The organism is Nocardioides aquiterrae, assembly GCF_039526625.1.
Taxonomy (GTDB): Bacteria; Actinomycetota; Actinomycetes; order Propionibacteriales; family Nocardioidaceae; genus Nocardioides; species Nocardioides aquiterrae.
Window position 1 is genome coordinate 132,866 of record NZ_BAAAJE010000006.1, and the last position, 21,690, is coordinate 154,555.

Below are 21,690 nucleotides of genomic sequence, written 5' to 3' on the forward strand. Positions count from 1 at the left end.
TCTGGCGCGTGAGCGCGCAATTGAACGGTGAGCCTGGCCTACTGCCCGGTAGCGGCAGCGTGGCCGTTCAATTGCGCGGGTGCTGGCGCGTGAGCGCGCAATTGAACGCTGAGCCTGGCCTACTGCCCGGTAGCGGCAGCGTGGCCGTGCAATTGCGCGGAGATCTGGCCCGCGCTCAGCCCTTGTGCGTGTAGTCGTACACGCACTGGTCGAAGTCGTCGTCGTTCACGAGGGGGTTGTCGACGAAGCCGTCCAGCGTGCACTGCGCGATCGCCTGGGCGTGGGTGAGGACCTCGTCGACCGGCGAGACGGACGTCGAGGGGAGCGGCGGGACGGTCACGTGGACGCCGGTGCCACCGACGCCGCCACCGCCGCCGGTCCCGCCGTTGCCGCCACCGCCACCCGGCGTGGCGGGCGCAGTCGGCTGCTCGGTGGGCGGCTCGGTCGGGGTCGAGCTGGGGCCGGAGCCGTTGCTCTGCTGGCCGTGCGGCTGCGCGTGGTGGTGGTGCTTCTTCGGGCCCTTCGGAGCCGGCTGGTGCTCGGCCGGCACCAGGTAGCCGGCGGAGGTGGTGCCGTTCGGCACCGAGGTGAACTCGCCCTGCAGGTAGGCGTGCATGATCGAGAGGACCAGGTCGACGTACGACTGCGAGTGGTTGTAGCGGTACACCGAGGCCCGCTGGCCCGATGCGGACGACAGGTCGTCGTCGCCGGAGCAGAGGTAGACGGCGGTCGCGAGGGCCGCGTCGTCGATGTCCTGCGGGTTGCGCTTGCCGTCGCCGTCGGCGTCCACGCCGACGACCGACCAGGTCGACGGGATGAACTGCATCGGGCCGATCGCGCGGTCGAACTTCGCGTCCGCGTCGTACTGCCCGGCGTCGGTGTCGGCGATCCGGCTGGTGCCGTGGGTGCCGTCGAGCGCGGGGCCGAAGATGCCGGGCCGGGCGACGCCCTGGGCGTCGAGGCTGTTGCCGTTGGTGCGGCCGTGGTCGGACTCGACCCGGCCGATCGCCGCGATCAGCTGCCAGGAGAGGTGGCAGCCCTTGTCGGCGGAGTTGATGACGGTCTCGGCCCGCTGGTACGCCGCGAGGGCGGCGGCCGGGATCCCCGAGGTCGAGGCGGTGGCGACGGCGGTGCCGGGGTCGCCGTGCACGCCCGGGGCGACGCCGCCGGAGCTGGACACGCTGGCCGGTGCCTCGATCGCCTGGGTCGGCACGGTCGAGCCGTCCGGCAGCAGGGTCTCCGGCTCGGCGCTGGCGCTGGCGGTGGTGGCGCTCACGCCGGCGATGCTGGCCGTCCACGCGGCCGAAAGGACGGCCAACGGCACGAGAGCCATGGCCCTGTGGCCACGGCCGAAGCGCGCATTCGACATCGTTGCTCTCCCTGTTCCCACGACAAACGCGTGTCCCTCGTCACGCGGTGCCCCAACCAACGAGCGTGTTACCCACCAGTTACGGTCGGGCTCACGTCGATGCTTCGGGCCGTCGGTCACGGGACGACCATTCCCGGCGGTCGTGACGGTGAAACGCGTTCCGGATCTCGCCGCCGCGTGGTCTGTGCCACGCTCCCACGAGCGCGGCGCACCCTCGATGATGCCCGGTTGGCGCGCTCAGCGACAATGACCCGGTGACCGTCCCGTCGATCGCGGACCCCGTCCGCTCCGCCGCGCTCTTCGAGCGCGCCCGCGCCGTGACCCCGGGTGGGGTGAACTCCCCGGTGCGCGCGTTCAACGCGGTCGGCGGCACCCCGCGGTTCATCCGCTCGGCGCAGGGCGCCTGGCTGACCGACGTCGACGGCAACGAGTACGTCGACCTGATCTGCTCCTGGGGACCGATGCTGCTCGGGCACGCCCACCCCGAGGTGCAGGCCGCGGTGCTCGACGCGGTCCGGCGCGGGACGTCGTACGGCGCCCCCACCGAGCCCGAGGTCGAGCTCGCCGAGGAGATCGTCGCCCGCGCGCCCGTCGAGCGGGTCCGGTTCGTCTCCTCCGGCACCGAGGCCACCATGTCCGCGATCCGGCTCGCCCGCGGCTTCACCGGCCGCGACGTCGTCGTGAAGTTCGCGGGCTGCTACCACGGGCACGTGGACTCGCTGCTGGCGTCCGCCGGCTCCGGGCTCGCGACGTTCGCGCTGCCCGGTACGCCGGGGGTGCCCGAGTCCTCGACCGCCCTGACCCTGGTGCTGCCGTACAACGACCGGACGGCCGTGGAGACGGCGTTCGCCGAGCACGGCGACCGGATCGCCTGCCTGATCACCGAGGCGGCCCCCGGCAACATGGGCGTCGTCCCGCCGGAGCCCGGCTTCAACCGGTTCCTGGCGGAGACCTGCCGGGCGCACGGCGCGCTGTTCGTCAGCGACGAGGTGATGACCGGCTTCCGGGCGTCGAGGCTCGGCCAGTGGGGGCTGGACGGCGCGGTGGAGGGCTGGCGCCCGGACCTGATGACGTTCGGCAAGGTCATGGGCGGCGGCTTCCCGGCCGCTGCCTTCGGCGGCCGCGCCGACGTCATGTCCCGGCTCGCGCCGGAGGGCCCGGTCTACCAGGCCGGCACGCTCTCGGGGAACCCGATCGCCACGACCGCCGGGCTCGCCACGCTCCGGCTCGCGACCGACGAGGTCTACGCCCACGTCGGCGCCGCCGCCGACACCGTCAAGACCGCGGCCTCCGACGAGCTCAGCAAGGCGGGCGTCGCGCACGTCGTCCAGGCCACCGGCACGATGTTCTCGGTGTTCCTCACCGAGGGCGCCGTGCGGGACTTCGATGACGCCGCGCGGACCGACCAGGCGGCCTACGCCGCGTTCTTCCACGCCATGCTCGACCACAAGGTCTACCTCCCGCCGTCGGCGTTCGAGGCGTGGTTCCTCTCCTCCGCGCACGACGACCGCGCGGTGCAGACCGTGCTCGACGCCCTTCCGCACGCCGCCCGAGCCGCGGCGCAGGCCCAGCAGACGTCAGGAGCGACGCCGTGAGCCAGACCCCCGACACGATCGTCCACCTGCTGCGCCACGGCGAGGTCCACAACCCCGACGGCGTGCTGTACGGGCGCCGCGACGGGTTCCACCTCTCCGACCTCGGCCGGCAGATGGCCGAGAAGGTCGCGGACGCGATCAAGGACCGCGACATCACCCACCTGCGGGTCTCGCCGCTGGAGCGGGCCCAGGAGACCGCGCAGCCGCTGGCCACCGCGCGCGGCCTCGAGATCGTCACCGACCCGCGGGTGATCGAGTCGACCAACGTGTTCGAGGGCAAGCGGTTCGCCGGCGGCGAGAACGCGCTGCGCGACCCCCGCACCTGGCGGTACCTCTGGAACCCGCTCAAGCCGTCCTGGGGCGAGCCCTACAAGGACATCGTCGCGCGGATGATGGCGGCGGTGCACGACGCCCGGGAGACCGCGGCCGGCCACGAGGCCGTGATCGTGTCCCACCAGCTCCCGATCTGGACCACCCGGCTGCACGTGGAGAAGCGCTCGTTCCTCCACGACCCCCGCAAGCGCCAGTGCACCCTGTGCTCGCTCACCTCCTTCCACTTCGTCGGGGACCGGCTGACCCAGGTCAGCTACTCCGAGCCCGCCGGGGACCTGATCCCGGTGCGCGACAAGAAGGCGCCGTTCTCGGCCGGCGACGCGCCCGAGGAGAAGAGGCCCTGACCGTGCGTTCCGTCCTGGCGGCCGTGCTCGGCTGCCTGCTCCTCCTCACCGGCTGCACCTCGTTGCAGGGCACCGGGGACAAGGGCTTCGTCACCGGCGGCGGCGACGTGAACATCGTCAAGGCGGTGGACCGCGGCGACCCGGTCGACCTGCGGGGCACCGACCTCGACGGCAAGCCGATCGACCTCGCCGACTACCGCGGCAAGCCGGTCGTCGTCGTGGTCTGGGGCTCCTGGTGCGGGCCGTGCCGCGGCGAGGCACCCGACGTCGTGGCCGCCGCGGACCAGATCGGCGCCCGGGCCCAGTTCGTCGGGATCAACCTGCGCGACGCCTCGACCGCCACCGGGCAGGCGTTCGTCAGGCGCTTCGACGTGCCGTACCCGTCGGTGTACTCGCCCGACGGCAAGGCGATGCTGCAGTTCCAGGGCACGCTCAGCCCGAACTCCATCCCGTCGTTCGTCGTCCTCGACGACGAGGGCCGGATCGCCGCCAGCATCCTGGGCGCGCTCCCGTCCCGGCAGACCCTGGTCGACCTGGTCGACGAGATCGACGGCTGACCCCGATGGCTGAGTGGTTCCAGACCCAGGCCGCCTCCGGGTCCCTGGTCCTCGCCGTCCCGGTGGCCCTGGTCGCCGGGCTGGTCTCGTTCTTCTCCCCGTGCGTGATCCCGCTGCTGCCGGGCTACCTCTCCTACGCCACCGGGCTGTCCGGCGCCGACCTCGCGAACGGCGTCGCCGGCTCGCGGCGCGGCCGGATGTTCCTCGGCTCGCTGCTGTTCGTCGTCGGCTTCACGGTCGTCTTCGTGATCCTCGGGACGGCGACCGGCGCGCTCGGCGCGTGGCTGGTCACCTGGAGCCGCCAGCTCTCGATCGTGCTCGGGGTCCTGATGATCGTGCTCGGCCTGGCGTTCGGCGGCTGGCTGCCGTTCCTGAACCGCGAGTGGCGGGTGCACACGGTGCCCGCCGTCGGGCTCGCGGCCGCGCCGGTGCTGGGCTTCCTGTTCGGGCTCGGGTGGACGCCGTGCATCGGCCCGACCCTCGCCGCGATCAGCACGCTCGCCCTCCAGGAGGGCACCGCCGCGCGCGGCGCGTTCCTCTCCGCGGTCTACGCGCTCGGGCTCGGGGTGCCGTTCATCCTCGCCGGGCTGGCCTACGAGAAGTCGCTCTCGGCGATCGGCTGGATCCGGCGCCACCAGGTCTGGGTGATGCGCGCCGGCGGCCTGATGCTGGTTGCGGTCGGCGTCCTCCTGCTCACCGGCTGGTGGGCCGAGGCGGTCAGCTGGCTGCAGGTGCGCCTGGTGCAGAGCTCCGAGACCGTCGTATGAGCACGCGCACGTCGTTGAGCACCCGGCCGCCCGAGGACGACCGCCGTCCCGGCGAGCTGTCCGTCCGGGAGCTGCTGCGCTGGACCTGGCGCCAGGTCACCTCGATGCGCACCGCACTGATCCTGCTGCTGCTGCTCGCGCTCGCGGCGATCCCGGGCTCGATCATCCCGCAGGAGGGCGTCGACTCCCTCAAGACGTCGAACTGGCAGAGCGACCACCCGAAGCTGACGCCGGTCTACGAGAGGCTCGGGCTGTTCTCGGTCTACGACTCCCCGTGGTTCTCGGCGATCTACATCCTGCTGATGCTGTCGCTGGTCGGCTGCATCGTGCCCCGCACGTTCCACTACTGGCGCGGGCTGCGGGCCAAGCCACCCGCGGCGCCCCGCAACCTGACCCGGCTGCCCGAGCACGCGACGTACGCGACCGCCGAGGCGCCGGACGTCGTGCTGGAGCGGGCTCGCACCGCGCTGCGGAAGCGGCGGTACCGGCTGACGGTCGACGGGGACGCGGTGTCAGCGGAGCGTGGCTACCTGCGCGAGGCGGGGAACCTGGTCTTCCACCTCTCGGTGCTGGTGGTGCTCGTCGGCTTCGCGCTGGGCAGCATGTTCGGCTACAAGGGCGGCGTGATCCTGCTGGTCGGCGACCAGTACGGCTTCTCCAACAACCTCACCCAGTACGACGACTTCGACCCCGGCAGCCTGTTCCACGCGAGCGGCATGGAGCCGTTCTCGTTCACCATCGACGACTTCGACGTCGACTGGCTGACCACCGGGCCCCGGGCCGGGATGGCGCGCGGGTTCGAGTCCCACCTGAGCTACCAGGAGACCCCGGGCTCCCCGGAGAAGAAGTACGACCTCAAGGTCAACCACCCGCTGAGCATCGGCAACACCGACGTCTTCCTCATCGGCCACGGCTACGCGCCGGTGATCACCGTCAAGGACGGCAACGGCGACGAGGTCTACAGCGGGCCCACGGTCTTCCTGCCGGTGGACCAGAGCTTCCAGTCCATCGGCGTGGTCAAGGCGCCGGACGCCGAGCCGACCCAGATCGGGCTCGAGGGCGAGTTCTATCCGACGGTCGCGTTCTCGAAGCAGACCGGCAGCTACTACTCCCTGCTCGGCAAGCCGCTGGACCCGATGGTCTCGATGCTCGTCTACACCGGCGACCTCGGCATGGACACCGGGGCGCCGCAGTCGGTGTACGCGCTCGACAAGGCCCGCACCACGATGCTGACCAAGAAGAACGGCGCGCCGTACCGGATCGACCTGCGGCCGGGCCAGACGGTATCGCTGCCCAACGGGCTCGGGACCGTCAGCTTCGACGGGCTCCAGCGCTGGAACAAGATCCAGATCAGCCAGACCCCCGGCAAGTGGATCGCGCTCGCGGGCGTCGTGCTCGCGCTGCTCGGGCTGCTCGGGTCGCTGTTCATCCGGCCCCGGCGGGTGTGGGTTCGCGCCCGCAGGGAGGGGGGCGGCACACTGGTGGAGGTCGCCGCGCTCGACCGGTCCGGCGGTGGCGACATGGCCGCCGTGGTGGACGAGGTCGTGGCCGCGATCCAGAACCGACGAGAGGACGAGTCGTGAGCACCCCAGCAAGTTCTGCGCTCCCCCCGCTGCGCTCCTTCCGCGCACAACTTGCCGGGGACCCCGCATGACCGACGCCGCGTGGGAGAGTCTCAGCAACCAGGCCGTGGCGGCCTGCGGGCTCGTGTACTTCCTGGCCCTGCTCGCCCACCTGGTCGAGTGGGCCTCGCTGCGCAAGGTGCCCGTCTCGGCGTCGGCCGCGGCCGCGCCGGCCGGCGGCGTCCTCGTCGACACCGGCCCGGCTCCGGCGGACGAGGCGAGCGGACGCCGCCCGGCGATGTTCGGCCGGCTGGGCTACCTGCTCACCTGCCTCGCCGTCGCCATCCAGCTCGTGGGCCTGGTAGCGCGCGGCATGGCCGCCGACCCGAACCGGGTGCCGTGGGGCAACATGTACGAGTTCACGCTGACCGGCACGTTCGTGGTCGCGTTCCTGTACGTCGCGCTCCACCGCAGGCTGCGGCTCGCCTGGATGGCCCCGGTCGTCCTGGCCTTCGTCCTGGCCGTGCTCATGGTCGCGGTGATCTGGCTCTACGCGCCGGTCGCGCCGCTGACCGAGGCGCTGTCGTCGTACTGGCTGGTGATCCATGTCGTCTCGGCGATCATCGCCACCGGCGCGTTCACCCTCGGCGGCATCACCTCGGCGCTGTACCTGGTCAAGGCCCGCGGCGCCTCCCGCACCACCGGCTACGTCGCGCGGCTGCCGAAGCCCGAGGTCCTGGACCGGGTCTCCTACCGGCTGCACGCCTTCGGCTTCCCGGTGTGGACGTTCGCGGTGCTCATCACCGGCCCGATCTGGGCGCACCAGGCCTGGTCGTCGTACTGGAACTGGGACCCCAAGGAGGTGTGGGCCTTCATCACCTGGGTCGTCTACGCGGCGTACCTCCACGCCCGCACCACCGCCGGCTGGAAGGGCCGCAACGCCGCGATCCTCGCGCTGGTGGGCGTGGCGACGCTGTGGTTCAACTTCATCGGGATCAACTACTTCTCGACCACGTCGCAGCACTCGTACGCCGGTGCGCCGGCGCTGGTGACCGTGGGCACCGTCCCCACCACTCCGTGAGCGTGCCGAGTCGGCGCTACTGCAGGTCGTGAGGGTGCCGAGTCGGCGCTACTGCAGGTCGTGAGGGTGCCGAGTCGGCGCTACTGCAGCTCCCGGGGGTGCCGAGTCGGCGCTACTGCCGTCGAGCGGCCTGCATTCGCGCCGACTCGACCGGCTGCGGGTCTGCATTCGCGCCGACTCGACCGGCTGCGGGCCTGCATTCGCGCCGACTCGACCGGCTGCGGGTCTGCATTCGCGCCGACTCGACCGGCTGCGGTGCGCTCGCTACGCCTCGGGATCCTCGGGATGCCGACGCTTCCGGTCCAGGTCGCGCAGGAAGTCCGGGTCGTCGTCGGGCCCCATCACGCGCGGCGGCTGCTGCTGGGGCCGGGGCCGGCGGGGCGCCGGCGGCGTGACCCCGCGCCGCTGGATCGCGCGCACCGTGAGGTAGACGACGATCGCGACGAGGATCACGAACAGCAGGAACTTCAGCACACCCCCAGAGTAGGCACCGGGTGGTCACGCCTACCCTGAATCCGTGAAGGAGTTCTGGATCTACACCGCCCTGCGGCTGGTGCTGTTCGCTGCGACGTTCGGGATCGTCCTGGGGGTCTGGTTCCTCTTCACCGACACCGTCCCGATCCTGTGGTCGCTGGTGATCGCGCTGCTGGTGAGCGGCATCGGCTCGTACGTCGTGCTGAACCACCAGCGCGAGGCGCTGGCCCGGCGGGTGCAGACCCGCGCCGCGGCGATGACCGCCAAGATCGAGGAGATGAAGGCCAAGGAGGACGCCGACGACGACCCGTCGTCGCCCTCGTCGCCCTCGTCCTGAGGCTTCAGTCCTTGCGCCGGCCGAGCTGGCGGCGGACCCGGGCCTCGTCCTGGCCCAGCAGCCTCGCCAGCAGCGGCACCCGGAACCGGTAGGCGAGCACGCCCAGCACCACGACCAGCAGGATGATCCACAGCATGCTGCGAGCGTAGCCCTCAGCCGGCGACGACGAGCCCGAGCGCGACCAGCGCCGCCCAGAGCAGCTCGGCGAGGCCGGTGGACTGCAGGACCGGGATCAGCCCGGGGCCGGTCGCCCCGCCGAGCACGGTGCGGCACGCCGGGACGGCGAGCACGAGGAAGCCGAGCCCGAGCAGCGCCCACCACGACGTGGCCAGCGCGACCAGCACGACCGCGGCGGCGGCGACGACCACGAGCAGCGCGTAGAGGAGCCGGGTCCGCCGGTCCCCGAGGAGCACCGCGAGGGTGCGCTTGCCGGCGACGGTGTCGGTGGGGATGTCGCGCAGGTTGTTCGCGACCAGGATCGCGCAGGCGAGGGCACCCACCCCGACGGCGGCCCACAGCGCGGCCCACTCCCACGTCTCGGTCTGGACGTACGCCGTGCCGATGACGGCGACCAGCCCGAAGAACACGAACACCATGACCTCCCCGAGGCCGAGGTAGCCGTACGGGCGCGAGCCCCCGGTGTAGAACCAGGCGGCGAGCGCGGAGACCAGGCCGACGAGGACCAGCCACCACGCGGTGGTCGCGGCCAGCGCGAGCCCCGCGACGCCGGCCACACCGAAGGCCAGGAACGCCGCCCGCTTCACCGCCCCCGGAGCGGCGGCACCGGAGCCCACCAGCCGCATCGGCCCCACGCGCTCGGCGTCCGTGCCGCGGATGCCGTCGGAGTAGTCGTTGGCGTAGTTGACCGCCACCTGCAGCGCCAGCGCGACGACGAGCGCGAGCAGCGCCTTCCACCACACGAAGGCGTCCGCGTACGCCGCGACGCCGGTCCCGGCGAGCACCGGCGAGACGGCTGCGGGGAGGGTGCGCGGCCGGGCGCCGGCGAGCCACTGCGCGGAAGTTGCCACGACCGGAGATTCAAGCACCCGGGCCCGCGGCTAGCCTCGTCCGGGTGGAGGACCGGGTGGAGGGCGTGCTGGGAGAGGTCGCGGCCTGGCTGGCGGCCGACGACCCCGACCCGTGGGTCGTGGAGACCTCGGGATCGACGGGCACGCCGAAGCGGGTGCTGCTCTCCCGGGCGGCCGTGCTGGCCTCGGTGCACGCCAGCGCGCGGCGGCTCGGCGGGTCCGGGCGCTGGCTGCTCGCGCTGCCCCCGTCGTACGTCGCCGGACTCCAGGTCATCTGCCGGTCGCTGGTCGCGGGCCACGAGCCGGTCGTGCTCGAGGACGACTTCGCCGCGGCCGCGCGCCGGGCGGACTACGTGTCCCTGGTGCCGACCCAGCTGCACCGGCTGCTGGACACCGACGCCGACGCGCTGCGCTCCTTCCGCACCGTGCTGCTCGGCGGCGGCCCGATCGACGCCGCGCTCCGGCAGCGGGCCGCCGACGCGGGCGTGCGGATCGTGGCGACCTACGGCTCGGCCGAGACCGCGGGCGGCTGCGTGTACGACGGGGTACCGCTGGACGGCGTCGGTGTCGCGATCGGCGACGACGGCCGGATACGGATCGGTGGCCCGGTGCTGTTCGACGGGTACGCCGGCGACCCGGCGCGCACGGCCGAGGTGCTCGTCGACGGCTGGTTCCTGACCTCCGACGCGGGCCGGCTCGACGCGGACGGCCGGCTGCACGTGCTGGGCCGGCTCGACGACATTGTCGTCAGCGGCGGCGTCAACGTGCCGGCGGCCGCCGTCGCGGCCCGGCTGCGCGAGCACCCGGCGGTGCGCGGCGCCGAGGTGCTCGGCGTGCCCGACGAGGAGTGGGGCAACCGGGTGGTCGCGTTCGTGGTCGGCGACCTGTCGCCCGACGAGGCGCGCGACTGGGTCGGCGAGCAGCACCCGCGGTCCTGGGCGCCGCGGCAGCTGGTCCGGCTGGACGCGATCCCGATGCTCGACAACGGCAAGCCGGACCGGATCGCCCTGCGGGACCTCGCATGAGGGTCTGGACCGTGCCGATGCGCACCCGGTTCCGCGGCATCACGGTCCGCGAGGGCGTCCTGCTGCCCGGCCCGGCGGGGTGGGGGGAGTGGAGCCCGTTCCTGGAGTACGACGCGGTCGTCGCCGAGCCCTGGCTGCGGGCCGCCGAGGAGGCGGCCGCCGGCGACTGGCCGGACGCCGTGCGCGACCGGGTGCCGGTCAACGTCACCGTCCCCGCGGTCGGGCCCGAGCAGGCGCACGCGATCGTGCTGCGCGGCGGCTGCCGGACCGCCAAGGTCAAGGTCGCCGAGCCCGGGCAGTCGCTCGCCGACGACCAGGCCCGGCTGGAGGCGGTGCGCGACGCGATCGGCCCCGGCGGCCGGGTCCGCATCGACGTCAACGGCGGCTGGGACGTCGACACGGCGGTCGCGTCGATCGGGGTGCTGGACCGCGCGGCCGGCGGGCTGGAGTACGTCGAGCAGCCGTGCGCGAGCGTCGAGGAGCTCGCCGCCGTCCGCCGCGCGGTCGGCGTACCGGTCGCGGCCGACGAGTCGATCCGCCGGGCGGCCGATCCCTACCGGGTGCGCGACCTCGAGGCCGCCGACGTGGCCGTCCTGAAGGTGCAGCCCCTCGGCGGGGTCCGCGCCTGCCTGCGGATCGCGGAGGACATCGGCCTGCCGGTCGTCGTGTCGTCCGCCCTCGAGACCAGCGTCGGCATCGCGGCCGGGGTGGCGCTGGCCGCGGCACTGCCCGAGCTGCCCTACGCGTGCGGGCTCGCCACCGTCCAGCTCCTCGAGCGCGACGTCGTGACCGACCCCCTGCTGCCGGTCGACGGCGCGCTGCCGGTCCGGGTCCCGACCGTCGACGAGTCCCTGGTCGCCGCGGACCCCGAGCGGGTCGCGCACTGGGAGGCCCGGCTCGCCGAGGTGCGGGTCGTGCGGCAGGATCGAGGGCGATGAGCAGCACCGAGCTGGCCCGGTCGGTCGTCGCCCGGCTGGTCGAGGCCGGGGTGACCGAGGTCGTCGTCGCGCCCGGGTCGCGCAACGCGCCGCTGTCGTTCGCGGCGTACGACGCGGCCACGGCGGGCCTGGTGCGGCTGCACACCCGGATCGACGAGCGGACCGCCGGCTTCCTCGCCCTCGGGCTCTGTCGGAACGGCCGCCGGGCGGCCGTCGTCTGCACGTCCGGCACCGCGGTCGCGAACCTGCACCCCGCCGTCCTCGAGGCCGCGCACGCCGACGTCGACCTCGTCGTCGTCACCGCCGACCGCCCGGCCCGGATGCGCGGCACCAGCGCGAACCAGACCACGGACCAGGCCGGCATCTTCGGGCCGCTGGTCGAGACCCAGGACGCGGCCGGCGACTACGACCTGCTCGTGCCCGGCCCGGTGCACCTCAACGTCCCGCTCGACGAGCCGCTCGTGCCCGAGGACCGGTGGGTGCCGGACGTCGCGCCGGGGCTCCCGGTGTCGCGTGCCCGGCCGGCCTCGTTGACCGTGCTGCCGGTCGGCCCGCGCACCGTCGTCGTCGCCGGTGACGACGCCGGCCCGCCGGCCCGCGTGCTGGCGGAGCAGGCGGGCTGGCCGCTCCTCGCCGAGCCGTCGAGCGGCTCGCGCACCGGCGCCAACGCGATCCGCGCGTACCGCCTCCTCCTCGGCAGCGAGCTCGGCGACCGGATCGAGCGGGTCGTCGTCGCCGGGCACCCGACGCTTTCGCGCCCGGTCACCCGCCTGCTCGGGCGCGCCGAGGTCGTCGACCTCGGCGCCTGGGGCGTGTGGCGCGAGCGACCGTTCCCGGTCAGCGAGCGCATCATCGGCGGGGTCGGTCCCGATGTCCCCGACGACCCCGCGTGGCTCGACGAGTGGCGGGCCGCCGATCTCTCGGTCTCGCGGCAGCTCGACGCGCTGCTCGCCGCCGAGCCGGACCTCACCCCGCACGAGGTCGCCGGCGCCGTGGCCCGGCAGCTGCCCGAGGGCGGCCTGCTCGTCGTCGGCGCGTCCAGCCCGATCCGCGACCTGGACCTGATGGTGCCGCGCTACCGCGTCGGTGCGCGCCGCAAGGTGCTGGCCAACCGCGGCCTGTCCGGCATCGACGGCACCGTCTCCACCGCCATCGGCGCGGCGCTGGCGCGCCCCTCGAGCTCGCGCTCGCTGGCCCTGATGGGCGACGTCACCTTCCTGCACGACGCCAACGGCCTGGTCATCGGCCCCGGCGAACCGGTGCCGGACCTGACGATCGTCGTCGTCAACGACGACGGCGGGTCGATCTTCACGATGCTCGAGCAGGGGGCGGGGGAGTACGCCGAGCAGTACGACCGGCTCTTCGGCACCCCGCACGGCGTCGACCTGGCCAGCCTGTGCGCCGCGACCCGCACCCCGCACCTGCGCGTCACCAGCCTGCCGGAGCTCGAGCAGGCGCTGGCCAGCCCGAACGGCGGGATCGAGGTCGTCGAGGCCGTCGTCCGGCGCGACAACCGCCGCGAGCTGGACGCGCGGATCCGCGCCCTGCGGCCGTGAGGGGGAGAATGCACCCGTGGACGTCGCCCTCTTCCTGATCGGGCTCGCCGTCGGGGTCCTGGCCGGCGTCCTGGTCGCCCGCCGGCTCGGCATCCCCGCGCCGCTGCTGCTGGTCGTCGCCGGGGTCGGGGCGTCGTTCCTGCCGTTCGTGCCGCAGGTCCACCTCGAGCCCGAGCTGGTGCTGATCGGGCTGCTGCCGCCGCTGCTGTACGCCGCCGCGCTGTCCTCGTCGCTGGTCGACTTCAACACCTACCGGCGCCCGATCCTGCTGCTGTCGGTCGGGCTGGTGGTGTTCACCACGATCGGCGTCGGCTGGCTGGTGCACGCGCTGGTGCCGGGGATCTCCTGGCCGATCGCCCTCGCGCTCGGCGCGGTGGTCGCGCCCCCGGACGCCGTCGCGGCGACCGCGATCGGCCGCACCATCGGGCTGCCCCGCAAGATCGTGACGATCCTCGAGGGCGAGTCGCTGTTCAACGACGCGACCGCCCTGGTGCTGCTGCGGACCGCGATCGCCGCGGGCACGGCAGCGGCGGGGGTGCACCTGTGGAAGGTCGGCCTCGACTTCGTCCTGGCAGCGGCGGGGGGCGTGGCCGTCGGCCTGGTCGCCTACTGGCTCGCGGCGAGGATGCGCCGGCGGATCACCGACCCGGCCATCGACGTCGCGCTGTCGCTGGTGGTGCCGTTCACCTGCTACGTCGTGGCGGAGGAGATCCACGCGTCCGGCGTGATCGCCGTGGTCGTCGCCGGCCTGCTGCTCGGCCACCAGGCGCCGATCCTGCAGACCGCGCAGTCGCGGATCGCCGAGCGGATCAACTGGCGCACGATCGCCTTCCTCCTCGAGAACACCGTCTTCGCGCTGATCGGCCTCCAGGCCCAGTGGCTGGTGCAGGACCTGGCCGACAGCGAGCTCGGCGTCGGGCGGATCATCGCCGTCTGCCTCGGGACGCTGGTGGCGGTGATCGTGCTGCGGCTGGTCTGGGTGTTCGGCTCGCACTGGGTGCTGTTCCGGCGGCCCCAGGACAGCGACGAGCGGCTCGCGGCGCCCCCGTGGTCGTTCACGTTCCTGCTCGGCTGGGCCGGCATGCGGGGCGTGGTGACGCTCGCCGCCGCCTTCGTCATCCCGTTGAACACCGAGCACCGCGACGTGCTGCTGATGGCGGCGTTCACCGTGGTGGCGGGCACGCTGCTCATCCAGGGGCTGTCGCTGCCCTGGTTCGCCCGCCGGTTGCGCGTTCCGGCGCCGGACCCGCTCGACGACGCGCTCGCCCGGGCGACGCTGCTCCAGCAGGCGACCAAGGCCGCGCTCGAGGAGCTCGACAAGCTGGAGTTCGACGACCAGGCGGGTGTCGTCGACCTGATCCGCCAGCGGCTCGACCAGCGCAACTTCGCGGCCTGGGAGCGGCTCAGCACGTCCCCCGGCCAGGAGTCGCCGGCCGCGCTGTACTACCGGATCCGCAGCCGGCTGATCGACGCCGAACGGAGGCGGATCCTGGAGATCCGCAACGCGGGCCAGGTCCCGTCGGAAGTGGTCGCCGACGTCCTCGCCATGCTCGACCTCGAGGAGTCCATGCTCGACAGCGCCGAGCAGGAGCGCGACGAGACCGCGGCGTACGCCGCCCGCCGGTGGCAGATCGGTGAGCTCTGCGACGACCTGGCCCGCTACGAGAAGGTCGACGAGGAGCCGGCGACGTCCTGCCCGGCCTGCCTGGAGGAGGGCACCCAGTGGGTGTCGCTGCGGCGGTGCCTCGAGTGCGGGAACGTCGGCTGCTGCGACTCCTCGCCCCGGCGGCACGCCACCCGGCACTTCCAGGACACCCAGCACCCCGTGATGCAGTCCGCCGAGCCCGGCGAGGACTGGCGGTGGTGCTACGTGCACCACCTGACCGCCTGAGGCCCGTCGGTTTCCCCGGTCAACCGGGGAAGCTTGAACTTGTCGGCCGTTGCAACCCCCGACAAGTTCAGGCATTGCCCCAGCGGCGGGGCTGGTGGGGCGGGTGGTGTGAACCGTGGTGGGCCGGCTCAGGCCGGTTTCGAGACGCGTCGCACGTCCCGGCGCTGACGCGCGGTCCGGGCCGACGCTCCTCAACCTTCGCGCCTCCTCGGCACCCGAGCGAGCTCGGTCGCCGGGCGCTCGAACCGGATCGGGAACCGCAGCGCACCGGTGTTGCCGGACACCGGCAGCCACTCGCCGGGGCCGTCGGGCGCCGCGTTCGGCATCCGTCGCGCGAGCAGCGGCAGCGCGACCGCCATGTCGGTGCGCGCGACGAAGTGGCCGAGGCAGTGGTGGACGCCCGCGCCGAAGCCGTGGTGGGGCGGCCGCTGCTGGCTGATGTCGAAGGCCGGGTCGGGCATCGCCGTGGGGTCCGTGCCGGCGCTGTGCGAGAGCATCTGCACGATGCCGCCGCGCGGGATGCGCAGGCCCTGGAACTCGACGTCCTCGAGCGCCTCCCGGGTCACCCACGTGACGGTCGGGTTGACCCGCATCACCTCCTCGACGGCGTTCTCGCCGAGTTCCGGTCGCTCGGCGAGCAGCCGCCACTGGTCGGGGTGCTTCAGCAGCGTCTGGACCGCGAGGCCGAGCTGGTTGCGCGTGGTCTCCATGCCGGCGAACGCGAGGAACACCAGCGCCACGCCGAGCTCGTGCTCGCTGAGCCGGTCGCCGTCGTCGGTCGCCTGCACCAGCGTGGTCACCAGGTCGTCCCGCGGACGGACCCGCCGGTCGGCGACGACCTCCTCGACGTACCCGAGCAGGCCGGTGAGCGCGGCCTCGATGCGCGGCACCTGGTTGCCGACGTCGATCGAGAACGACGCGCCGAGGTCGTCGGCCCACCGGGCGACCTGGTGCCAGTGGTCCTCGGGCAGCCCGAGCAGCACGCAGATGATCCGGGCGGCGTACGGCTCGGCGAACTCGCTCACGAACTCCACGTTGCCGCGCGCCGCGAAGGCGTCGATCAGCTCGTTCGCGAGCGCCTGGAACCGCGGGCGCATCGCCGCGATGGTCTTGTTGCGGAACGCCGGCATCAGCAGCCGCCGGATGCGGGCGTGGTCGTCGCCCTCGAGGCTGAGCAGCGTCTCCTGCCACCAGTCCGAGAACAGCCCGGCGTGGATGCCGTTCTGAGCGGGCCAGCGGGCGTTGCCCTGGCGGAACCGCCGGTCGCGCAGCAGGGCGCTGACCTCGGCGTACCGCAGCACCGCCCAGCCCCAGTTCGTTTCGACGTACCAGTTCTCGTCGCGCGCCGCGTGCACCTCCGGGGAGGTGACGTCGAACGCCGGGTCGGACAGGTCGAAGTAGGTCATCGCCGCACCATCCTGATCTCCCAGGCGCCGAGGCCGGCGTACAGCTCGCGGGCGCCGTCGGGGCCGAATCCGTTGCGGCGGTAGAACCCCTGCGCGCGCTCGTTGGCCTCCAGCACCCACAGCGAGCACGGGCCGTCCGGGCGGACCGCCTCCCAGAGCTCCTGCCCGAGCCCGGTGCCCCAGTACGCCGCGCGCGTGTAGATCGCGTACAGCTCGTACGGCGTCGGTGGGTCCTCCTCGCGGGCCGGCCCGGCGACCGCGAACCCGACCACCTCGCCGTCCGCCTCGGCGAGCACCCGCGGCGGGCCGTCGACGAGGTGCCGGGTCCACGCGGCGGTCCACCGGGCGGTGTCGCCGAGCCGCTCCTCGAGCAGCGCGGCGTCGACGTACGGCCCGTAGGCCTCGCGCCAGCACGCCGCGTGCATGGTGGCGCACGCGACGGCGTCGGCGGGTACGGCGGGGCGCAGGGTCGGCGTCACGCGAGCATCGTATGGAGTGCGAGGCCGGCGATGACGACGGCCGAGACGAGGCCGGTGACGAGGTGGGCGCGCCGGCCGGTCGCGACCCGGCCGAGTGCCGCGCCGCCGCCGGCGAGCAGCAGCTGCCACGAGGCGCTGGCGAGGAACGCGGCGGTGACGAACACCGCCCCCTCGGCAGGCCCCTCGACCAGGTGCCGGTTGCCCAGCACGACGGCGGCGAAGTAGACGACCGTCGTGGGGTTCACGGCCGTGATCCCGAGGAACAGCAGGTACGCCGTGCGCGGACTCGTCGGCCGCGCCTCGCGGACTCGCCCCGCGGAGCCGATCGCGTGGGCCGCGGTGAGGACGGCGACCACCAGCAGCACCACGCCGGAGGCGATCGTCAGCGCCTGGCCGACCGGCTCGAGCGCGGTGGCGATCGCGGCGCCGGCGACCACGGCGAGGGCGGCGTACCCGCCGTCGACGGACGCGATCCCGAGCGCGGCGGCGGCGCCGACGCGGAACGAGGTCCGGGCCGCGAGCGCGACGAGGAACGCCCCGACCGCGCCGATCGGGATCGCGATCGCCCAGCCGGTGACGAGTCCGGACAGGGCCACCTCGAGCACGCGGCCGATCGTGGCAGCGGGCTACCGTGCCACGCATGCGGATTACCAAGTTCGGCCACGCCTGCGTCCGGATCGAGCACGAGGGCACGACCGTGGTCCTCGACCCCGGCGTCTTCACCGACGCGTCGGCCGTCGACGGCGCCGACGCCGTGCTCATCACGCACGAGCACCCCGACCACTACCTGCCCGAGCACCTGCTCGCCACGGACGCGCCGGTCTACACGATCGAGGCGGTCGCGTCGAAGATCCGGTCCGACGCCCCGGCCGTCGCCGAGCGGCTCACGGTGGTGACGCCCGGGTCGTCGTTCGACGTCGGTGTCCCGGTGCGGGCGGTGGGCGAGCTGCACGCGGTGATCCACCCCGAGTTCCCGCGGATCACCAACAGCGGCTACGTCCTGACGCTCGGCGACACGTTGGTCTACCACCCCGGCGACGCGCTGACCGAGCCCGGCGAGGCGGTCGACGTCCTGCTGTGCCCGGTGTCCGCGCCGTGGATGCGGGTGTCGGAGGCGATCGAGTTCGCGCGGGCGGTCCGGGCGCCGCGGAACCTCGCGATCCACGACCGGGTCTACAGCGAGGCCGGCCTCGGCATCGTCGACGGGCACATGAACGCGTTCCTGCCGAAGGACGGGCTGGAGTACGTGCGCCGGGCCGACGGCGAGGACTTGTAGTGCCCGAGTCGTCCGCCTGAGGGTGGCGTATGACCGCGTGAGAGGCGGACGACCCGGTTAGCCGGCGGTCAGCGCGTCCCGCACCGGCACGAACTTCGCCTGCGCCTCGGCCAGCTCGGCCTCGGGGTCGGAGTCGCCGACGATGCCGCAGCCGGCGAAGAGGCGGACGGTCGCGCCGGAGATGCTGGCCGAGCGCAGCGCGATGCCCCACTCGCCGTCGCCGGTGGCGTCCATCCAGCCGACCGGTCCGGCGTACCGGTCGCGGTCCATGCCCTCGATCTTCGCGATCAGGTCGGTGGCGACCGTGGTCGGAGTGCCGCCGACCGCGGCCGACGGGTGCAGCGCCTCCGCGAGCTGGAGCGAGGAGACGGTGGCCGCGTCGTGCACGACGCCGGCGACGTCGGTGGCCAGGTGCATGACGTTGGGCAGGTGCAGCACGAACGGCGCCTCGGGCACGTTCATCGAGGAGCAGTGCGGCTCCAGGGCGTCGGCGACCGAGCGGACGGCGTACTCGTGCTCCTCGAGGTCCTTCGAGGAGCGGGCCAGGGTGGCGGCCAGCGCGAGGTCGCGCTCGTCGTCGCCGGTACGCCGGATGGTGCCGGCGAGCACGCGCGAGGTGACCAGGCCGCGTTCGCGGCGCACCAGCATCTCGGGCGTCGCGCCGAACATGCCGTCGACGTGGAAGGTCCAGCACATCGGGTAGTGGTCGGCCAGCCGGCCCAGCGGCCAGCGCACGTCGATCGGCTCGTCGGCGGTGGCCACCAGGTCCCGGGCGAGCACGACCTTCTCCAGGTCGCCGCGCCCGATCCGTCCGACGGCGTCGGCGACGACCGACATCCACTGCTCGCCGTTGAGCGCGCCGTCCGCGAAGCTCACGCCGACCGGTGCGGCCGGGGGATCGGCCGGCGTCAGCGCGGGAGCCGGGGTGTCCAGGGTCGTCAGCCAGGCCACATCGCCGCGACGGCCGACCACCACGCGGGGCACCACCAGCACCGAGTCGCCCGGCTCGTCGGCGAAGGCGAAGGTCCCGAACGACACCAGCCCGGTGCCCGGCTCGTTGACCTCGTCGACGACCGTGGCGCGCGCGGTCAGCTCGCTCCACCACTTGCCGGCGTCCGCGAACCGGGTGGCGCCGTGGGTGCGCACCTCCGCGGCCACGCCCCACCCGACCAGGCCGTCGCCGCGGCGCAGCCACGTGACCGGACGGTCCGCCGGGAGCAGGTCGAGGAGTCGCGTGGCCTCGTCGAGGTCGAGGCGCACGGTGCGGACGGTCGTCGTCACGTGCCCGAGAGTACCCACGGACCCGGCCTCCGCCCGCGTCGGGCGGGCGGGTAGCGTCGCAGGACGTGAGCGCCAGCACCTCGAACACCCGCACGTCCACCTGGGTCGGCGTCGCCGTCGGCGTCGTCCTGCTCGGCCTGATGGCGGCCTTCGCGATCGCCCTGCCCCGGGCGCACGGCGACGCCGAGGCCGCCCCGGCGCCGATCGACCTCACGCTCCCGGCCACGCTGCCGGGCGGGTACGCCGCCGCCGACGACCCGGACTCCTTCCAGGGCGGCCAGCTGGCCGGCCAGGCCGAGCAGATCGCGCAGCAGCAGGCGGCGAGCACGAAGTACGGCAACGAGGTGCTGCCGCACGTGCTGGGCAACCCGGCCGCCACCCGCAGCTACGTCGTCGACGGCACCAAGGCGGTCTTCGTCCAGGTGTTCCAGGCGCAGGGCGGGGCGTTCGCGCCCACGGTCCTCACCGACCCGGAGACGACCAACGGCGGTGGCGGCACCACGATGGAGACCCTCGGCGACGGCGTCTGCATCCTCACCTACGGCCAGAGCCAGGACGGGACGCCGGGCGCCCCGGCCGCCAGCCAGTGCCAGGTCACCCACGGCGAGCTGACCGTGCAGATCCAGTCGACGGCGGTCCCGGCCGACGAGCTGGTCAAGGTCGCCGGCTCGCTCGCCGACGACCTCCAGGGCGCTCAGGACCAGTAGACGACCACGGTGTCGCCGACGCGCACCCGGTCGTAGAGCTGCGCCAGCCCGTCGTAGTCACGGACGTTGACGCAGCCGTGCGAGGCGCCGGCGTACCCGACCGTCGCGAAGTCCGACGAGTAGTGCACGGCCTGGCCGCCGGAGAAGAACATCGAGAGCGGCATCGACGATCCGTACAGGCGCGAGACGTGGTCGGCGTCCTTGAGGTACACGTGGAAGACGCCCTCGCGGGTCGGCGTGGTCGACGCGCCGAACCGCACGTCGAGGGTCTGCAGCACGGTGCCGTCGACGACCCAGCGCAGGGTGCTGCTGGTCTTGTCCACGCAGAGCACGCGGCCGACCTTGCAGCGGGCGTCCAGCGCGCCCGGCTCGTTGGCGCGGTTGTGCAGCTCGGCGACGGTCGGCTCGGCGGTCATCGCCTCCAGCCGGTCGAGGGTGCGCCGGTCGACGGCCCCGGTGACCGGGATCTGCCGCTTCTCCTGGAAGCCGCGCACGGCGGCCGTGGTCAGGTCGCCGTACACGCCGGTGACGTCGGCCTCGAACCAGAGGATCTGCTGGAGCCGGGCCTGGAGCTCGCGGACCTGCGGGCCCTCGTCCCCGGGCGACAGGAGGGGTACGCCGGCCTCCGCGGTCGCCCGCGGCGTCGCGACGCTCACCGGGCGGGTGGGCGCCGGTGTGGGTGCCGGTGTGGGGGAGGGCGTCGGGGTCGTCGTCTCGACGCCGCCCGTCCCGGTGGCGGTCGGGCGGCCGGCGGGGCCGTCCTTGGTGGCGGATCCCGCCACGTACGCGCCCCCGACGAGCAGGGCGGCGACGACGAGGACCAGCAGCAGGCGACGCATGAGCTCTCCCGGGGAAGTGAAGTGAGCCGGACACGAGGGTGACGCCCGAACCGGCATGTTGGTTGCACCTCCCTCGGCGTGCCCCGCCGCCGTGACCAACCTGTTACCGCCAGTACTCTCTCGGCGTGGTCCGCGCAGAGCTCGACAAGCAGCCGTCCGACGTCCGCCGCATGTTCGACGCGGTGGCGAAGCGGTACGACGTCACCAACGACGTGCTCTCGCTCGGCCAGGACCGCCAGTGGCGGCGCGCGGTGCTCGACGCGGTCGACCCGAAGCCGGGGGAGCGGGTCCTCGACCTGGCCGCCGGTACCGGCACCTCGAGCCAGCCGTTCGCGGACCGGGGCGCGGAGGTCGTGCCCTGCGACTTCTCGCTCGGCATGCTCCGCGTCGGCAAGGCCGCGAAGCCGCACCTGCCGTTCACGGCGGGCGACGGGACCCGGCTGCCGTTCGCCGACGACACCTTCGACGCGGTGACGATCTCCTTCGGCCTGCGCAACATCGTCGACCCGCTCGAGGGCCTGCGCGAGATGCGCCGGGTGACGCGGCCCGGAGGCCGCCTGGTGGTCTGCGAGTTCAGCCACCCCGCCTGGCCGCTGTTCCGCACCGTGTACATCGAGTACCTGATGCGCGCCCTGCCGCCGATCGCCCGCGCCGTCTCGTCCTCCCCGGACGCCTACGTCTACCTCGCCGAGTCGATCCGCGCCTGGCCGGACCAGGAGGGCCTCGCGGCGGTCATCGCCGGCGCAGGCTGGCGCGCGCCCGAGTGGCGCAACCTCTCGGGCGGCATCGTCGCCCTGCACCGCGCGACGAGCTGAGGTGCCGCGGTTTCGGCTGCTGGCAGCCGA

At 73.6% G+C, this 21,690-nt stretch carries 23 protein-coding genes; 14 read left to right on the forward strand and 9 right to left on the reverse strand.

Features of this window, described 5'->3' with window-relative positions:
• Positions 1 to 175: 175 nt before the first annotated feature.
• A complete protein-coding gene (locus tag ABD086_RS07300; RefSeq protein ID WP_343906823.1) occupies positions 176 to 1,276 on the reverse strand; it encodes a lytic transglycosylase domain-containing protein in 1,101 nt (366 codons plus the stop codon).
• A gap of 347 nt (positions 1,277 to 1,623) precedes the next feature.
• On the opposite strand from ABD086_RS07300, the gene hemL reads away from it, so the two are divergent.
• The 6 genes from hemL to ccsB all read left to right on the forward strand — a co-directional run bounded on the left by hemL (position 1,624) and on the right by ccsB (position 7,608).
• Entirely contained in the window at positions 1,624 to 2,964 is a 1,341-nt protein-coding gene (gene hemL / locus ABD086_RS07305) for a glutamate-1-semialdehyde 2,1-aminomutase (protein ID WP_343906824.1), read from the forward strand.
• Complete coding sequence (locus ABD086_RS07310) at positions 2,961 to 3,641, forward strand: histidine phosphatase family protein (protein WP_343906825.1); 681 nt, start codon at positions 2,961 to 2,963, stop codon at positions 3,639 to 3,641. Before hemL ends, ABD086_RS07310 begins: the two co-directional genes overlap by 4 nt.
• 2 nt (positions 3,642 to 3,643) lie before the next feature.
• On the forward strand, positions 3,644 to 4,198 hold the full coding sequence (locus ABD086_RS07315) for a TlpA family protein disulfide reductase (protein ID WP_343906826.1): 555 nt from the start codon (positions 3,644 to 3,646) through the stop codon (positions 4,196 to 4,198).
• Between the two features lie 5 nt (positions 4,199 to 4,203).
• A complete protein-coding gene (locus ABD086_RS07320; RefSeq protein ID WP_343906827.1) occupies positions 4,204 to 4,965 on the forward strand; it encodes a cytochrome c biogenesis CcdA family protein in 762 nt (253 codons plus the stop codon).
• On the forward strand, positions 4,962 to 6,548 hold the full coding sequence (gene resB / locus ABD086_RS07325) for a cytochrome c biogenesis protein ResB (protein ID WP_343906828.1): 1,587 nt from the start codon (positions 4,962 to 4,964) through the stop codon (positions 6,546 to 6,548). Before ABD086_RS07320 ends, resB begins: the two co-directional genes overlap by 4 nt.
• 67 nt (positions 6,549 to 6,615) lie before the next feature.
• Positions 6,616 to 7,608, forward strand: a complete 993-nt coding sequence (ccsB, locus tag ABD086_RS07330) for a c-type cytochrome biogenesis protein CcsB (RefSeq protein WP_343906829.1) — start codon at positions 6,616 to 6,618, stop codon at positions 7,606 to 7,608.
• A gap of 264 nt (positions 7,609 to 7,872) precedes the next feature.
• On the opposite strand, the gene ABD086_RS07335 is transcribed toward ccsB, so the two are convergent.
• Positions 7,873 to 8,082 carry a hypothetical protein gene (locus tag ABD086_RS07335; RefSeq protein ID WP_343906830.1) on the reverse strand — a complete coding sequence of 70 codons (210 nt, stop codon included), beginning with the start codon at positions 8,080 to 8,082 and terminating at the stop codon, positions 7,873 to 7,875.
• A 43-nt stretch (positions 8,083 to 8,125) separates the two neighbouring features.
• On the opposite strand from ABD086_RS07335, the gene ABD086_RS07340 reads away from it, so the two are divergent.
• Positions 8,126 to 8,419 (forward strand): DUF4229 domain-containing protein, encoded by a 294-nt coding sequence (locus tag ABD086_RS07340; RefSeq protein ID WP_343906831.1) that lies wholly within the window; start codon positions 8,126 to 8,128, stop codon positions 8,417 to 8,419.
• A 4-nt stretch (positions 8,420 to 8,423) separates the two neighbouring features.
• On the opposite strand, the gene ABD086_RS07345 is transcribed toward ABD086_RS07340, so the two are convergent.
• Positions 8,424 to 8,555, reverse strand: a complete 132-nt coding sequence (locus ABD086_RS07345; protein ID WP_343906832.1) for a hypothetical protein — start codon at positions 8,553 to 8,555, stop codon at positions 8,424 to 8,426.
• A gap of 16 nt (positions 8,556 to 8,571) precedes the next feature.
• Entirely contained in the window at positions 8,572 to 9,447 is an 876-nt protein-coding gene (locus ABD086_RS07350; RefSeq protein WP_343906833.1) for a 1,4-dihydroxy-2-naphthoate polyprenyltransferase, read from the reverse strand.
• Between the two features lie 44 nt (positions 9,448 to 9,491).
• On the opposite strand from ABD086_RS07350, the gene ABD086_RS07355 reads away from it, so the two are divergent.
• Genes ABD086_RS07355 through ABD086_RS07370 form a run of 4 tightly spaced genes read left to right on the forward strand, consistent with a single transcriptional unit; the run spans position 9,492 to position 14,857 of the window.
• Positions 9,492 to 10,472, forward strand: coding sequence for an AMP-binding protein (locus ABD086_RS07355; RefSeq protein WP_343906834.1), 981 nt, complete (start codon positions 9,492 to 9,494; stop codon positions 10,470 to 10,472).
• Positions 10,469 to 11,410 carry an o-succinylbenzoate synthase gene (locus ABD086_RS07360; RefSeq protein WP_343906835.1) on the forward strand — a complete coding sequence of 314 codons (942 nt, stop codon included), beginning with the start codon at positions 10,469 to 10,471 and terminating at the stop codon, positions 11,408 to 11,410. Before ABD086_RS07355 ends, ABD086_RS07360 begins: the two co-directional genes overlap by 4 nt.
• Entirely contained in the window at positions 11,407 to 12,966 is a 1,560-nt protein-coding gene (gene menD / locus ABD086_RS07365; protein WP_343906836.1) for a 2-succinyl-5-enolpyruvyl-6-hydroxy-3-cyclohexene-1-carboxylate synthase, read from the forward strand. The genes ABD086_RS07360 and menD overlap by 4 nt, the downstream gene beginning before the upstream one ends.
• Before the next feature lie 16 nt (positions 12,967 to 12,982).
• Entirely contained in the window at positions 12,983 to 14,857 is a 1,875-nt protein-coding gene (locus ABD086_RS07370; RefSeq protein WP_343906837.1) for a Na+/H+ antiporter, read from the forward strand.
• Positions 14,858 to 15,048: 191 nt separating this feature from the next.
• Here the strand turns inward: ABD086_RS07370 and ABD086_RS07375 are convergent, their stop codons facing one another.
• From ABD086_RS07375 to ABD086_RS07385, 3 genes are read right to left on the reverse strand one after another with little or no spacing between them, the layout of a single operon-like run.
• Positions 15,049 to 16,263 carry a cytochrome P450 gene (locus tag ABD086_RS07375; protein ID WP_343906838.1) on the reverse strand — a complete coding sequence of 405 codons (1,215 nt, stop codon included), beginning with the start codon at positions 16,261 to 16,263 and terminating at the stop codon, positions 15,049 to 15,051.
• Complete coding sequence (locus ABD086_RS07380; protein ID WP_343906839.1) at positions 16,260 to 16,742, reverse strand: GNAT family N-acetyltransferase; 483 nt, start codon at positions 16,740 to 16,742, stop codon at positions 16,260 to 16,262. Before ABD086_RS07380 ends, ABD086_RS07375 begins: the two co-directional genes overlap by 4 nt.
• A complete protein-coding gene (locus ABD086_RS07385) occupies positions 16,739 to 17,347 on the reverse strand; it encodes a LysE family transporter (protein WP_343906840.1) in 609 nt (202 codons plus the stop codon). The genes ABD086_RS07380 and ABD086_RS07385 overlap by 4 nt, the downstream gene beginning before the upstream one ends.
• A gap of 35 nt (positions 17,348 to 17,382) precedes the next feature.
• On the opposite strand from ABD086_RS07385, the gene ABD086_RS07390 reads away from it, so the two are divergent.
• Positions 17,383 to 18,018 (forward strand): MBL fold metallo-hydrolase, encoded by a 636-nt coding sequence (locus ABD086_RS07390; RefSeq protein ID WP_343906841.1) that lies wholly within the window; start codon positions 17,383 to 17,385, stop codon positions 18,016 to 18,018.
• A gap of 57 nt (positions 18,019 to 18,075) precedes the next feature.
• On the opposite strand, the gene ABD086_RS07395 is transcribed toward ABD086_RS07390, so the two are convergent.
• A complete protein-coding gene (locus tag ABD086_RS07395; RefSeq protein ID WP_343906842.1) occupies positions 18,076 to 19,299 on the reverse strand; it encodes an isochorismate synthase in 1,224 nt (407 codons plus the stop codon).
• Between the two features lie 65 nt (positions 19,300 to 19,364).
• On the opposite strand from ABD086_RS07395, the gene ABD086_RS07400 reads away from it, so the two are divergent.
• A complete protein-coding gene (locus ABD086_RS07400; RefSeq protein WP_343906843.1) occupies positions 19,365 to 20,006 on the forward strand; it encodes a hypothetical protein in 642 nt (213 codons plus the stop codon).
• On the opposite strand, the gene ABD086_RS07405 is transcribed toward ABD086_RS07400, so the two are convergent.
• Positions 19,994 to 20,845 carry a L,D-transpeptidase family protein gene (locus tag ABD086_RS07405; protein ID WP_343906844.1) on the reverse strand — a complete coding sequence of 284 codons (852 nt, stop codon included), beginning with the start codon at positions 20,843 to 20,845 and terminating at the stop codon, positions 19,994 to 19,996. The two genes, ABD086_RS07400 and ABD086_RS07405, sit on opposite strands and share 13 nt — an antisense overlap.
• Before the next feature lie 125 nt (positions 20,846 to 20,970).
• Between ABD086_RS07405 and ABD086_RS07410 the strand changes: the two genes are divergently transcribed.
• Complete coding sequence (locus ABD086_RS07410) at positions 20,971 to 21,660, forward strand: demethylmenaquinone methyltransferase (RefSeq protein WP_343906845.1); 690 nt, start codon at positions 20,971 to 20,973, stop codon at positions 21,658 to 21,660.
• Positions 21,661 to 21,690: the final 30 nt, after the last annotated feature.